Below are 12,772 nucleotides of genomic sequence, written 5' to 3'. Positions count from 1 at the left end.
CTGTCGCGCAACGGCCAGGTGCGTCGGGCTACTGCTCAGTGCGCGGCGCCGACCTGGTAGAGCTGGGCCACGGCGGCGATGTCGGCGTCGCGCAGGCCGGATGACGCCGCTTCCTCGTAGCGCTGCCGCACCGCCCTGGCCGCCGGCAGCTCGACCTGCGCCGCCGCGGCGACGTCCAGTGCCAGGCCCGCGTCCTTGGCCCCGAGGACGGTCGCCCACCATCCGTCCTGCGAGCCGGTCAGCATGTCCTCGAAACGGTTCGCCAACCCATCCGGCAGCACGGGACTGGCACCGAGCAGGTCCCGGAGCTGGTCGTCGCGCAAACCTCCGGAACGTCCGACGGCAAACGACTCGGCCAGGGCGACCACCTCCGACAGCAGCATCAGATTGGTCGCCAGTTTGGCGGTCATGGCCAGCTGCGCCGTGTCGTACCGCCGGGCATTGCCGGACAGCGACGCGACGACGGGACGGATGCGGTCCACGACGCCGGCGTCGCCACCCGCCAGCAGCGCCGACTGTCCCGCCTCGACCGCGTCCGGGCTCCCCAGGACGGGCATCGCGACGTACCGGCCGGGGAACGCCTCGGCCAGCTCCGCGCTGAGCCCCGGCGACACCGTCGAGCAGTCGACGTAGACGGTCGGCCCACCGATCGATGACCGCAGCGGCCCCAACGCGACCGCCCGGACCGCGTCGTCGTTGGCCAACATGGTGATCACCACATCGGCACCGGTGGTGGCGTCAGCGACGCTGGCCGCTTCCATGGCGCCCGCCGACACGATCTCTCCTGCCTTGCCCGGCGTACGGTTCCACACCGCCACGTTGTGACCGCCGGCCACGAGCCTCCCGGCGATCGCGCGACCCATCCGTCCCATGCCCAGAACAGCGACGTTCATGCTGGCCTCCGTGTATCGGCCTCCGTTCGATGACACGGGCCCAGTGCCCGCCCGTCCCGCCCGCAAACGCCGGGCCCGCCGCTGACCGCTTGCCCGGTGCTCGGACCTCACCCGGACAGGATGAGCCGGCTGCGTCAGAGCTCGGCCAGGCGCCGGGCGGCCTCAACCAGTTCGGCGTGATCGGCAGTGGCGGCGAAGCCGAGCCGCAGGTGCGCGGCGGGGGGCTCGGTCGCGAAGTAGCGGCTGCCGGCGCCGACCGCGACACCGAGGCGGCGCGCGGCCCGGGCGACCTCGACGTCGTCGCTGCCGGGTGGCAGCCGGACCCACACGTGCAGCCCGCCGGACGGCACCTGGGTGACGGTCCAGTCCGGCCGTTGCCGGGTGATGGCGGCGACGAGCGTCCCGCATCGCTGGCGCAAGGCCACTGCCAGCGATCGGACGTGTCGCTCCCACGCCGGCGAGGTGAGCAGTTCCAGCGCGGCCTCCTGCATCGGCTGGGCGACGAAGAAGTCGTCGACCCGGCGGACCGCGCGCATGCGGTCCATGACCGGTCCGCGGGCGATGAGGGCGCCGATGCGCATGCTTGGCGCCGCGGGTTTGGTGAGTGAGGTCAGGTAGACGACGGTGCCGTCGCGATCGTCGGCCAGCAGCGTTCGGGGAATCGGGCCGCCGTGGCCGAGAAACCGGGCGAAGTCGTCCTCGATCACGAATGCTCCGGCGGCCCGGGCGACGTCGATGACCTGCTGGCGGCGTTGCGGGGACAGGACCGCGCCGGTCGGGTTGTGATGCGTCGGCTGGCAGTAGAGCAGCCGTGCACCGTGCATGGCGAACGCGTCGGCGAGCAGGTCGAGTCGCAGGCCGTGCTCGTCCACGGGCACCGGGGTCGGGCGGAGCCCGGCCGCGCGGGCGGCGGCGAGCGCGCCGGGGTAGCTGGGCGACTCCACCAGGATCGGGCTGCCCGGTGCGGCGATGGCGCGGAACGCCAGCGACAGGGCGCTCTGCCCGCCCGCCGTCACCAGGACGTCCTCCGCGCTGACGCCGCCGATCAGGTTGGCGAAGGTGCTGCGCAGGGTGGCCAACCCGGTCGCCGGCGCGCGGTCCCATGCGTCGGGCCGCCGTGCCGCGCGCACGAGCGCCGCGTTCAGCGCACGGACGGGCTGCAGCGAGTGGTGCAGATACCCGCCGTCCAGCAGGATCGCGTCAGCCGGCGGCAGCCCGAAGGCGTCGGTGATGGGCGTGGTGTCGACGCTGCGGTCGGTGAGCGCGACGGTCTGCCAGGCGGTGTCGGGTTGCGCACGGGATGGCCCGGCCGCCGCGGCGACGTAGGTGCCGCTGCCGGGGCGGGTGACGACCACTCCCTCGGCGGCCAGGAGCGCGATCGCGCGGGACACGGTGACCGGGCTGACGCGGTGCTGTTCGACGAGTTCGCGGTTGCTGGGCAGCCGATCGCCGGCGGAGAGCCGGGCGGCGAGAGCGCGGAGGCCAGCAGCCAGCGATGCAGTAGTGCTATCGTCAAACATGACGGACAACGATAGCACTACTGCGAAGAGCCGAGAAGCACTACCGCTGGACATCGCCGCGCTGCGCGCCGACACACCAGGAGCGAGCAAGGTCGTGCACTTCAACAACGCCGGCTGCGGGCTGCTCGCCACTCCGGTGCTGAAGGCCATGCTCGACCACCTCAACCTGGAGGTGGAAATCGGTGGGTACGAGGCATCAGCCGCGCGTGCCGACGAGGTCCGCCACTTCTACACCGAAGTCGCCGCGCTCATCAACACCACCGCCGAGAACGTCGCCTTCGCCGGCAGCGCCACACACGCCTTCGCCACCGCCCTGTCCGCGATCCCGTTCGAACCCGGCGACGTCATCCTGACCACCCGCAACGACTTCATCTCCAACCAGATCGCGTTCCTGTCACTCCGCAAACGTTTCGGCGTACGGATCGTGCACGCGCCCGACACGCCGGAGGGTGGGGTGGACGTCGCGGCGATGGCCGAGCTGATGCGGACGCACCGGCCGCGACTCGTCTCCGCCACCCACATCCCGACCAACTCCGGCCTGGTCCAGCCGATCGCCGAGATCGGCCGCCACTGCCGGGCACTCGATCTGCTGTACCTCGTCGACGCCTGCCAGTCGGTCGGCCAGTACCCCATCGACGTGGACGAGATCGGCTGTGACCTGCTCACCGCGACCTGCCGCAAGTTCCTGCGCGGACCGCGCGGCTCAGGATTCCTCTACGTGTCCGATCGCGTCCTGCGAGCCGGCTACGAGCCGCTGTTCGTCGACATGCACGGCGCTCGCTGGACCGCACCGGATCAGTACCAGCCCGCGCGCACGGCCGCCCGGTTCGAGGAGTGGGAGTTCCCCTACGCCACGGTGCTCGGCTGCGCCGCGGCCGTCCGATACGCCAGGCAGGTCGGCATCGACGCCGTCGCCCGCCGCTCCCCGGCCCTCGCCGGCACGTTGCGGCAGGAACTGGCGGGCATTCCCGGCATCCGCGTGCTCGACCGTGGCCGGCAACTGGGCGCCATTGTCACCTTCACCGTTGACGGATGGCAGCCACAGCCGTTCAAGGCCGCGCTCGACGCGCAGGGCATCAACTCGGCGCTCAGCCTCCGGGAGTTCGCGCAGTTCGACTTCACCGACAAGGCCGTCGACTGGTGCCTGCGACTCTCGCCCCACTACTACAACACCGAGGAGGAGCTCGGCCGGGTCGTGGCGGCGGTCGCCGGTCTCCGCGGGGATCGACGGTGAGCCCGCCCTTCCAACACCGGTCCAGCCCGATCCGGCATAGTGATGACGAATACGCGCGAACCTGGAGGCATCTTGAAGCTGCTGCTGACGTCAGGTGGCGTCACGAACCCGAGCATCCACGCCGCATTGGTGCAGCTTCTCGGCAAGCCGGTCGCGGAGTCTCACGCGCTGTGCGTCCCGACAGCGCAGTGGGGGCACCCGATGTGCGGTCCGGCTTCGGTGCGGGGTTTCGTAGCCGCCGGACCCGGCTTCCAGCATCTGTCAGGACTGGGTTGGGCGTCGCTCGGTGTCCTCGAGCTCACCGCGCTGCCCACGATCGGCGCGGAGCGCTGGGTGCCGTGGGTCCGGCAGGCTGACGTGCTCCTGGTCGACGGCGGCGACGCGACGTACCTGTGTCACTGGATGCGGGAGTCCGGGCTCGCTGATCTCCTGCCGTCGCTGCCCGACGCGGTCTGGGTGGGCGTGAGTGCCGGCAGCATGGTGATGACGCCCCGGATCGGATCGGATTTCGTCGAGTGGCCGTCCGCGCCGGACGACCGCACCCTGGGAGTCGTCGACTTCTCGATCTTCCCGCATCTGGACGCCTTCCCGACGAACACCATGGCCCACGCCGAACGATGGGCGGCCGAAGTCGACATCCCGGCCTACGCCATCGACGAACAGACGGCCATCAAGGTCATCGACGGCTCCGTCGAGGTGGTCTCCGAAGGACGATGGACGAGGTTCGGCTGATCGCCGGCCGAAGCCCTCAGCACTCCGCGGTGGCTGGGAGGCGGATCTGCCGATGTCCGGATGCCGTTCCGGCCAAGCGAATCCGGCTTCAGCTGTCCTCGTCCAGGCGCCGCGCCGCATCCTGCAGTTGGCCCTGGTCCCAGGTGATGGAACCGTCGCTGAGTCCGGCGACGACGGTGTCGATCCAGCGGATCTCCGCCTCGATGATCGCTTGCAGGTACTCGGTCTCCAGCAGGCTGACCCGCGGCAGCTCGACGCCGGCCTCCCGCACCAGTGCTTCACGGTCGGCGAGCCGCTGAACCAGCAGGTCCCGCCGTGCGGCCAGCAGGTCCCGCGTGGTCCGCGGGGAGAGCATCGGCACGAACGACAGTGCCGCGGGGAACTCCGGGAACTCGTTGCGCGGCGTGGACAGTATCTCGACGAGCCATTCGCGTGACGCGGCGCGTCCCGCGTCGGTCAGCCGGTAGGTCGTGCGCTCCGGGTACAGGTGGTCGCGCGTGGTCTCGTGGACCTCGATCAGCCCGGCCTCGGCCAGTCGGCCGATCGTCTTGTAGAGCGTGGCGCGTTGCCCCACGTTGACCACCTGGTCCTTCCCCCACTGCTTGATCAGGTGCTGCATCCGGTACGGGTGCAACGGACCGTCCTCGAGCAGGCCGAGGATCGTCAGTGCGAGGGGCGAGCGACGGGAGCCGGTGGTCACCACAAAAATCTACACTAGTGCCGACTCATCTAGTTGCCGGGAGACTAGTTGCCATGACACTATCTCTCCCATGACGACGCACAGCACCCCTCTCGCCGCCTGGCCGCGTCCAGCCACCCCGGTCCGCGCCAACCTGTCCCGCGTCCTCGCACTCGGTGCCGTCGCCGGCCCCGTGGTGTTCACGTCGGCTTGGCTCGTCCTGGGTTTCGTGAGCTCGGGTTACACGGTGTCCGGCACCCACATCGCGCCCTACTCCCACGTGAGCCAGCCCATCAGCGGCCTGGGCATGAGCGGGACCGCCCCGTTCATGAACACCGCCTTCGTGCTCAGCGGCCTCCTGCTTCTCGCCGGCGTGATCGGCGTCTTCCGGGGCACTGCCGCGGCGGGCCGGCCCGTAGCACGTCGGGTGAGCACGGTCCTTCTCTCGCTGTCGCCCGTCGACCTCGTGGTGGTCGGTCTGTTCGACCTGGAGTCGCCGCTGCTGCACTTCACCGGCGCCGGGCTGATCTACCTGCTCCCGGTGCTCAGCTTCCCGGTTGCCGGGCGCTACCTGCGCGGCATCCCGCAGTGGCGGCGGTTCGGCAACGGGCTGCTCCTCGCCGGGGCGCTGACCCTCGTGCTCGCGGTCGTGTTCACGATGACCTTCGACGTGGATACGACCGCTACTGGTCACGGCGTGGCCGGCCTCACCCAGCGTGTGCTCTTCACCGAGGTGCTCGCCTGGTTCGCCGTGATGGGCTGGCTGGCCCGCCGCGAACCCGCCGACCAGCAGGACGCGTGACGACCATGCCACGGACCCGCACCCGCACCGGTCTGGTCATCGGCGGTGGCATCGCCGGACCGATCGCGGCGATGGCACTGCGCAAGGCCGGCATCGAAGCCACCATGTACGAGGCGTACGACGGCACCGCGGACGGTGTCGGCGGCGCACTGACCATCGCATCCAACGGGCAGTTCGCCCTTGACGCGCTCGATGCCGGGCACGTCCTGCGGGGCATCGGCACACCCGTCGCCGGGATCGAGCTGCGCACCTGGCGCGGGCGAACCCTCGGCGAGTTCGGGACGCTGCCAGGACTGCCACCGGGCCAGTTCGTCTGGCGCGCCGACCTCTACCGGGCATTGCACGACGAGGCCGGCCGCCGCGGTGTCCGCACCGTGCACGGCAAGCGGCTGGTCGACACCGTGGAGACCGGCGACGCTCAAGCTCCGGCCAGGGCGCCTCGATCGCGGCGGAGAGCGCCGTCCAGCTCGCCCGATGCCTGCGGGACCTGCCGTACGCCGACGCGTTCCAAACGTACGAGCGGCTTCGCCGGGCCCGAGTCGAGAAAATCATCGCGGAAGCCAACAAGACCAACGCCAACAAGGCACCCGGCGCCGCCGGCCGGATCATCCGCGACGCCCTCCTGCCCGTGGTCTTCAAGCTCGCCAAACCCGAGAAGACGACCTGGCAGTTCGACCATCGGATCGACTGGACATCCCGGGCTGATGCGCTGCCCGCCTCGTCCTGAAGGCGGAGACAAAACATCGGTCTGCCGGCAGAGACGCCTGGCCAACCGGATCGCGGTGGCATCCGCGGGCGACTCTCGTTGGATGAGCACTGGGGAAGCTTGTCGAGACGGGCGGGAGCCGACAACCGGTTTCAAGCAGCGTGAACGTCGGGTGCGGCTCGGGGTCCGCGTAGCCTGGATGTCATGCCTGTCCAGCTCAACCACACCATCGTGCACGTGCGGGACCGGGAGCGCTCGGCCCGGCTCCTCGCCGAACTGCTGGGCGTCGCGGATCCGGTGCCGTACGGCCCGTTCCTGGTGGTCGAGCTCGCCAACGGCTGCTCGCTGGACTTCGTGCGGGAGGACGGCACCGTCCACCCCCAGCATTACGCGTTCCTCGTGTCGGAGGCGGAGTTCGACGAGATCTTCGCCCGGATCCAGGCGCACAGCCTGCCGTACTGGGCGGATCCGTACCACCGGCAGCCGGGACGGATCAACACCAACGACGGCGGGCGCGGGCTGTACTGGGAGGACGCCGACGGTCACAACCTCGAGATCATCACCGTGCCGTACGGCGGTTGAGGATCTGGTACTCGCCGCCGCAGGACTCGGCCAGGGTGGGGCCGAAGAGCGCGGCCGGGGTGTACGCGCCGGGCTTGCCCTGTCCGTCGAGCAGCCGGCGGACCACCTCGGCCGGCACCGCGCCCGTCCAGGCCTGTGCCTCACCGACGCGTAGCCAGCCCTCGCGCGTGCTGCCGTCGGCCCACTCGATGAGGGCGTGGCCCCACGAGTGCTCACGCGGTTTCGGTGCGGCCTTGAACCGCACCGCGGCCAGTCGCCGCCGCGCGAAGGTGCGGACCGGCCCGAGGTTCAGCAGCGCGGTCGCCGCCGGCAGGACCGCGCGGACGACCGGGGACGCCGGGGCCTCGCTGGACGCGGAGACCACGTCCGGCGCGCCGCTGGCCCGCTGGGCGGCCATCAGTTCGCCGAGCGGCATGCTCGCGGTGGTGACGGTCGAGCCGTCGGGCAGGACGAGCCGGATCGGGTCGCCGGCGAGCTTGTCGGGCACGAGCCGGCCGTCGCGGTACCGCCGGCCCTGGTACCTCCCGCCGCCCTCGACCCCCGGCAGGCCCTCCACGATGGTGCCCGCGAGCGCGTCGCCGACGGCGCCGGCCTCGACGGTCAGCGACGGCACCATGTCGACCCGGACCCGCCGCGGGATCGGCCGCCCCTCGCACAGCTTCACCACGATGCTCTCCGTGGCCGTCACGCCGAACCCGGCGCCGGTGACGGCGGTGCGCCCGGCGGCCGCGAACGCGTCGCCGCGGCCGAGGGTCGCCGACACCGCGGCGAGGTCGTTGGCCAGGTCGAGGTAGTCGCTGGCCGGCAGGCACGCGTCCAGCAGCGGCGCGGCGGTGTCGGTGAACGGCCCGATCGTGTTCACGACCACGGCCGGCCGGTCCCGCCGGATCGCGTCCGCCGTCTCGCCGACCGTTGCGGCCGCGACCGTCGGCAGGCCGTTCGCCGCGGCGGCGAGCCGGCCGGCGTCCCGCCCGACCAGCACCGGCCGGATGCCCCGGTGCTGCAGTTCGGCGGCGATCGCCCGGGCGCTGCGGCCGGTCCCGCCGAGAATCCACACGTCTGTCATGGCACAGCTCCGCCCTGGTGCGGCGAGCATCCCGGTGATGACACGCCGTGTCATTACGGTACCGCCAATGACATGCCATGTCATCACCGGTACACTTCCGGGATGGCACGATGGCAACCCGACGCGCGCGAACGGCTCCAGCAGGCGGCCCTCGAGCTCTTCGCCGAACAGGGCTTCGCCGCGACCACGGTGCCGGCGATCACCGAACGGGCCGGCCTGACGACGCGCACGTTCTTCCGGCACTTCGCCGACAAGCGTGAGGTGCTCTTCGCCGACGAGGCCGAACTGCCCGCATACGCCGAGCAGCTCGTCGCCGGGGCGCCCGCCGACACCAGCCCCCTCGCGATCGTCCTGGAGGGTCTGCGTGCCGTCGCCGAGACCCGGTTCGAAGGCCGGAAGGACACCGTCCGGCAGTGGCGCGCCATCGTCGCGTCCGACCCCGGTCTGCGCGAGCGCGAGCTGCAGAAGCGGGCCGCGATGGCGGCCGCGGTGCGGGACGGCTTCCAGGCCCGCGGTCTCGATCCGACCCGGGCCGCCCTGCTCGCCGAGACGTCGACGACCCTGATGTACGTGTCGGTCACCGTGTGGCTGGAGACCGACGACGACCGCAAGCTCTACGACATCATCGAGACAGCCCTCACGACACTGCGGGCAACGCTCGACACGTAACGCCGGTGACGAGCGTCTGGACGCGCCCGAGCGCGTGTGCTCCGATGGAGATATGCGGTTCGATGTCGACACGAAGGCCTCGCCCGAGCAGGTGCGCCGGGCCTTCACGGACTTCAGCGAGCGCCGGGCGCAGATCTGGAGCCGCACCCTCGATGCGAAGACGTACGAGCTGCGCGAGCAGGGCGACACCTGGGCGGTCGCCCGGGAGAGCACTCCCGGCTCACCGTTCTGGGTGGTCGCCCGCTACGACTGGTCGGACCCCGCGGTCATCCGCTGGACGGTCGTGGAGAGCAGCTACGGGGGCGGCGGCGACGGATTCGTACAGATAGCGCCGGGCTCCGACGGAGGCAGCCGGCTGCACGTCGAGTGGACCAGCACCAACGCGCGCGCATCGCAGAAGCCGCTGCTGTTCCTGCTGCATCACAGCCCCATGGGCAGGCTGATCTCCCGAATGTACGCCACCACCCTGGACCGGCACGCCCAGGAGGATCGCCACTGATCCTGAAGCCGCCGTCCACGATTCGCCGGTGGCGGTTGTCCAAATCCGCCAAGCGTCATTCGTCATCAGAGTGGGCCCGTCCGGGTCCATACCGAGAGCGGGTGGCCTGCATGACCGTCAACGATCAGCCCAGAGTCGATCAGCCACCGGTGCGGACGGCACCGGGGCGGTGGGCCGTGACCGCGGTGTTCTTCCTCAACGGGCTCACGCTGTCGACGTACATCGTGCGGGCCCCTTCGTTCAAGGACACCTACCACCTCACCGACGGACAGTTCGGGCTCACCGGCCTGCTGTTCGCGCTGGCCGCGCTGGTCTGCATGCAGTTCGTCGGGCCGCTGACGGCCCGGGTAGGGGCCCGGACGGTGCTGCGCGTGACCCTTGCGGTCATGCCGCTGCTGCTGGCCGGCATCGCCGTCGCACCCAGCCCGTGGTGGTTCACCGCCCTGGCACCCGTGCTCGGGGCGGTCCACGGCACCACCGACGCGGCGATGAACACCAGCGCCGTCGCCGTCGAACGCCGGGCCGGCCGCCCGATCCTCAACGGGTGCCACGCGGCCTGGAGCATCAGCGCGGTCGCCGCCTCGCTGTCCACCGCCGCCCTTGCCCACACCGAGGTCTCGCTCGCCGCCCACCTCATCACCGCCGGCGCCCTGCTGCTGGCCGCCGGCCTCGTGCTCGGTCCCCGACTGCCGGAAGCCGGCCGTGCCGACGCCGAGGCCGGCGACGCAGCCGGGCAGGACGGCGCGACGGACACCGCGGGCGCTACGGGCCCGCGGAACGGCTGGAGCGGCGCGCTGCTCCTGCTGGGCCTGACCGCCACCACGCTCATGATCTGCGAGGGAGCGGCGCTCGGCTGGGGCGGCATCTTCCTGCACGAGCAGCGGTACGCCACCCTCAGCATCGCCGCGGCCGCGATCACCGCCTACACCGGCGGCCAGACCCTGGGCCGGCTGGTCGGCGACCGGCTCACCAGCCGCTGGGGCGGCGACACGCTGTTCCGCCTGAGCGCCGCGATCGCGACAGCCGGCCTCGCGGCCGCCATACTGACGCCGCACCCCACCGCGGCGGTGGCCGGCTTCGCCCTGGCCGGACTGGGCTCCTCGGTGCTGATCCCGCTGACCTTCAGCGCGGTCGGCCGGCTGCCGGGCATCCCCACCGCGACCCTGGTGTCGCGGCTGACCACGTTCACCTACACCGGGATCCTGCTCGGTCCCGCCCTCATCGGCTGGGCCGCCGACCAGATCGGCCTCACCGCCACCATGACCGCGCTGATTCCACTGCCGCTCATCGTCGCCCTGCTCCGCCGCCCGCCGGCCCGGTGACCGGTCCTCGTGGCGGGCCGTGGCCGACCCTGCCTGAGCCACGAGCGCCGGTCGGCGCGCAGCGCGACGCTACGACTGCCTGGCCAGGCGGGCGGGGTGGTGCTCGATGCCGCCGCACCAGACGCGGCTGATCGACCGGACGGCGCGGATGTCGTGCAGCGGGTCGCCGTCGACGAGGACCAGGTCGGCTCGGCGACCCGGCGTGACGGCGCCCCGGTCGTGGAGGCCGAAGCGTTCGGCGGGCAGGACCGTCGCGGCGCGCAGCGCGTCGACGGTGCTGAGGCCGGCGTCGACGAGCAGTTCCAGCTCGTGGTGCAGGCTGTCGCCGAAGCTGAAGTTCCCCGCGGACTCGACGTCGGTGTTGGTGTCGGTGCCGGCCAGGATCGGGACACCGGCGCGGTACGCGGCGGCGACGCTCGCCCGCGCGCTGTCGTAACTCGCGCCGGGCATCGCCCACTGCTCCACCATCTGCGGGGGCGTCGACGGCGAAGTCAACGCCTCCATCATGGCCAGCGTGGGGATCAGCATCCGGTCCGCGGCCGCCATCCGGTCCGCCGCGGGGCGGTCCAGTGGCCGGTCCAGCGGCGTGTGGGTGAGCGCGTCGACCCCGGCCGCCTGCGCCATCTCCGCGGCCTCGTAGGACAGGGCGTGCGCCACGACGAGCCGCCCGAGTCGGTGCGCGGTGGCGACGAGCGCGTCGACGGTGGCCCGGTCGAGGCTGGGCCCGGGCAGGTCGATCAGAATCTTCAGGTAGTTGGAACCCTCGGCGAACCGCTCGGTCACGAACCGCTCCGCTTCGGCGGCGGAACGGATCAGGCCGCGCCTGCCGATCTCCGGGATGTGCGAGTGGACGCTGCCCGGAGCGAGCGCAGCGGTGCCGGCGCTGCGGATGTCGGTGAGGCCCCGGATCCCGCGCATCGAGTCGACGAACTCCGGCGGGGCGTTGGCCATGTCCAGGGCGGAGGTCACCCCGAAGCGCACCAGCCGTTCGAGCGCGGACCGCCCGTTGACGTGCAGGTGGGCGTCGATCAGCCCGGGCAGGAGCACCGCTCCCTCGCCGTCGATGACCGCCGTGACCCCCTCGGGGTCGGAGCCGATGCGGTCGCCGTCGAGCAACACCGTGCCGGGCCGGAGAAGTTGCCTGCCGTCGAACACGCGGACGTTGTGCAGTGCAGTCCTCATACGCCCGCAGATGCCCACTTCCGCACCGATGAACACCCGTCGGGCGCCACGATGTGGCTGCTGCTGCGACGACGCCTCCGGGCAGATCGCCGCAGCGCGTTCCGGCACCGGCGCAACTGCGTGCGGTCAGCGTGTCCGGGTCTCCCAGACCGGCTGCTGGGGCTCGTCGTTGTGCACGACGAAGTCGACCTGATCGGTCGGGCGTACCGTGGCGAAGTAGAGCTGCTGGGACGGGATGTACCGCTCGCGCCAGCGCCGTTCGACCTCGGCCCGGGACGACACCTGGCGCTCCCGGATCACGGCACGATCCACGGTCTTCTCCAGCTCGGTCGACACGAAGACACGCAGCTCCCAACGACCGATCAGCTCCGGGCGCATGAGGAAGACGCCGTCGAAGATCAGCACGGCGTCGGCGTCGGCAGTCACGACCGGCGGGGACGACACGGTGTCCGCCGTGCGGTCGTACACCGCGTCCTGGAAGCGTCGATCACCGCCCGGGCCGAGCGGATCGAGCAGCACCCGGTTCAGCGCGTCGTAGTCGTGGGTGTCGAAGTAGCAGCCTTCGGCCGAGTATTCGCCGCGCGGATAGCGCTGGGCCCGGGGGAAGAGGAAATCGTCGATCGTCGCGCGGATGACGTCGCGGCCCTGCGCGCGCAGGACGACGGCCAGGTCGTCGGCGAGGGTGGTCTTGCCGGCGGCGGGCGGTCCGTCGACTGCAACCCGTGTCGGGTGCGTCACTGTCACGGACCTGACTGCCTCAGCCAGGCGGCCGAGCATATCGTCGCGAGTGCCCTGGTCCATATCCTGCCCCGTCCCGCATTCGCGAAGTTCGCCGTGTGGGGCCGACCTTATGCGCGTCAGCCTTCGCCTGCCAACGCTCGTGAGG

General features: G+C 71.4%; 14 protein-coding genes. 7 read left to right on the top strand and 7 right to left on the bottom strand.

The window, feature by feature from the left end:
• Window positions 1-35: 35 nt before the first annotated feature.
• Window positions 36-893 (bottom strand): NAD(P)-dependent oxidoreductase, encoded by an 858-nt coding sequence (locus ACFPIJ_RS11480; protein WP_380114703.1) that lies wholly within the window; start codon window positions 891-893, stop codon window positions 36-38.
• Between the two features lie 134 nt (window positions 894-1,027).
• Window positions 1,028-2,413 (bottom strand): aminotransferase-like domain-containing protein, encoded by a 1,386-nt coding sequence (locus ACFPIJ_RS11475; protein ID WP_380114702.1) that lies wholly within the window; start codon window positions 2,411-2,413, stop codon window positions 1,028-1,030.
• Here ACFPIJ_RS11475 and ACFPIJ_RS11470 point away from each other — a divergent pair.
• Together ACFPIJ_RS11470 and ACFPIJ_RS11465 are read left to right on the top strand one after the other, a co-directional pair.
• Window positions 2,412-3,647, top strand: a complete 1,236-nt coding sequence (locus ACFPIJ_RS11470; RefSeq protein WP_380114701.1) for an aminotransferase class V-fold PLP-dependent enzyme — start codon at window positions 2,412-2,414, stop codon at window positions 3,645-3,647. The genes ACFPIJ_RS11475 and ACFPIJ_RS11470 overlap by 2 nt on opposite strands.
• A gap of 72 nt (window positions 3,648-3,719) precedes the next feature.
• A complete protein-coding gene (locus ACFPIJ_RS11465; protein ID WP_380114700.1) occupies window positions 3,720-4,379 on the top strand; it encodes a Type 1 glutamine amidotransferase-like domain-containing protein in 660 nt (219 codons plus the stop codon).
• Window positions 4,380-4,467: 88 nt separating this feature from the next.
• Here the strand turns inward: ACFPIJ_RS11465 and ACFPIJ_RS11460 are convergent, their stop codons facing one another.
• Window positions 4,468-5,079: a PadR family transcriptional regulator gene (locus tag ACFPIJ_RS11460; RefSeq protein ID WP_380114699.1), complete on the bottom strand. Its 612-nt coding sequence runs from the start codon at window positions 5,077-5,079 to the stop codon at window positions 4,468-4,470.
• 70 nt (window positions 5,080-5,149) lie between these two features.
• On the opposite strand from ACFPIJ_RS11460, the gene ACFPIJ_RS11455 reads away from it, so the two are divergent.
• Window positions 5,150-5,860, top strand: coding sequence for a DUF998 domain-containing protein (locus tag ACFPIJ_RS11455; protein ID WP_380114698.1), 711 nt, complete (start codon window positions 5,150-5,152; stop codon window positions 5,858-5,860).
• A 418-nt stretch (window positions 5,861-6,278) separates the two neighbouring features.
• Here ACFPIJ_RS11455 and ACFPIJ_RS11450 read toward each other — a convergent pair whose 3' ends face one another.
• The gene (locus ACFPIJ_RS11450) at window positions 6,279-6,539 is read right to left on the bottom strand and encodes a hypothetical protein (protein WP_380114697.1); all 261 of its coding nucleotides are present in this window, start codon (window positions 6,537-6,539) and stop codon (window positions 6,279-6,281) included.
• Window positions 6,540-6,770: 231 nt separating this feature from the next.
• Between ACFPIJ_RS11450 and ACFPIJ_RS11445 the strand changes: the two genes are divergently transcribed.
• The gene (locus tag ACFPIJ_RS11445) at window positions 6,771-7,148 is read left to right on the top strand and encodes a VOC family protein (RefSeq protein WP_380114696.1); all 378 of its coding nucleotides are present in this window, start codon (window positions 6,771-6,773) and stop codon (window positions 7,146-7,148) included.
• Here ACFPIJ_RS11445 and ACFPIJ_RS11440 read toward each other — a convergent pair.
• The gene (locus tag ACFPIJ_RS11440; protein ID WP_380114695.1) at window positions 7,126-8,214 is read right to left on the bottom strand and encodes a saccharopine dehydrogenase family protein; all 1,089 of its coding nucleotides are present in this window, start codon (window positions 8,212-8,214) and stop codon (window positions 7,126-7,128) included. The genes ACFPIJ_RS11445 and ACFPIJ_RS11440 overlap by 23 nt on opposite strands.
• Window positions 8,215-8,316: 102 nt before the next feature.
• On the opposite strand from ACFPIJ_RS11440, the gene ACFPIJ_RS11435 reads away from it, so the two are divergent.
• The 3 genes from ACFPIJ_RS11435 (at window position 8,317) to ACFPIJ_RS11425 (ending at window position 10,704) form a co-directional block, all read left to right on the top strand.
• Window positions 8,317-8,883 carry a TetR/AcrR family transcriptional regulator gene (locus tag ACFPIJ_RS11435; RefSeq protein ID WP_380114694.1) on the top strand — a complete coding sequence of 189 codons (567 nt, stop codon included), beginning with the start codon at window positions 8,317-8,319 and terminating at the stop codon, window positions 8,881-8,883.
• A gap of 52 nt (window positions 8,884-8,935) precedes the next feature.
• Entirely contained in the window at window positions 8,936-9,382 is a 447-nt protein-coding gene (locus tag ACFPIJ_RS11430) for an SRPBCC family protein (RefSeq protein WP_380114693.1), read from the top strand.
• 110 nt (window positions 9,383-9,492) lie between these two features.
• Window positions 9,493-10,704 (top strand): MFS transporter, encoded by a 1,212-nt coding sequence (locus ACFPIJ_RS11425; protein ID WP_380114692.1) that lies wholly within the window; start codon window positions 9,493-9,495, stop codon window positions 10,702-10,704.
• Between the two features lie 69 nt (window positions 10,705-10,773).
• Here ACFPIJ_RS11425 and ACFPIJ_RS11420 read toward each other — a convergent pair whose 3' ends face one another.
• Complete coding sequence (locus tag ACFPIJ_RS11420) at window positions 10,774-11,886, bottom strand: amidohydrolase family protein (RefSeq protein ID WP_380114691.1); 1,113 nt, start codon at window positions 11,884-11,886, stop codon at window positions 10,774-10,776.
• A 126-nt stretch (window positions 11,887-12,012) separates the two neighbouring features.
• Entirely contained in the window at window positions 12,013-12,687 is a 675-nt protein-coding gene (locus ACFPIJ_RS11415) for a cytidylate kinase family protein (protein WP_380114690.1), read from the bottom strand.
• Between the last annotated feature and the right edge of the window lie 85 nt (window positions 12,688-12,772).

This window comes from Dactylosporangium cerinum, from assembly GCF_042653625.1.
Taxonomy (GTDB): Bacteria; Actinomycetota; Actinomycetes; order Mycobacteriales; family Micromonosporaceae; genus Dactylosporangium; species Dactylosporangium cerinum.
This window is presented reverse-complemented; position numbering and strand designations above follow the sequence as displayed.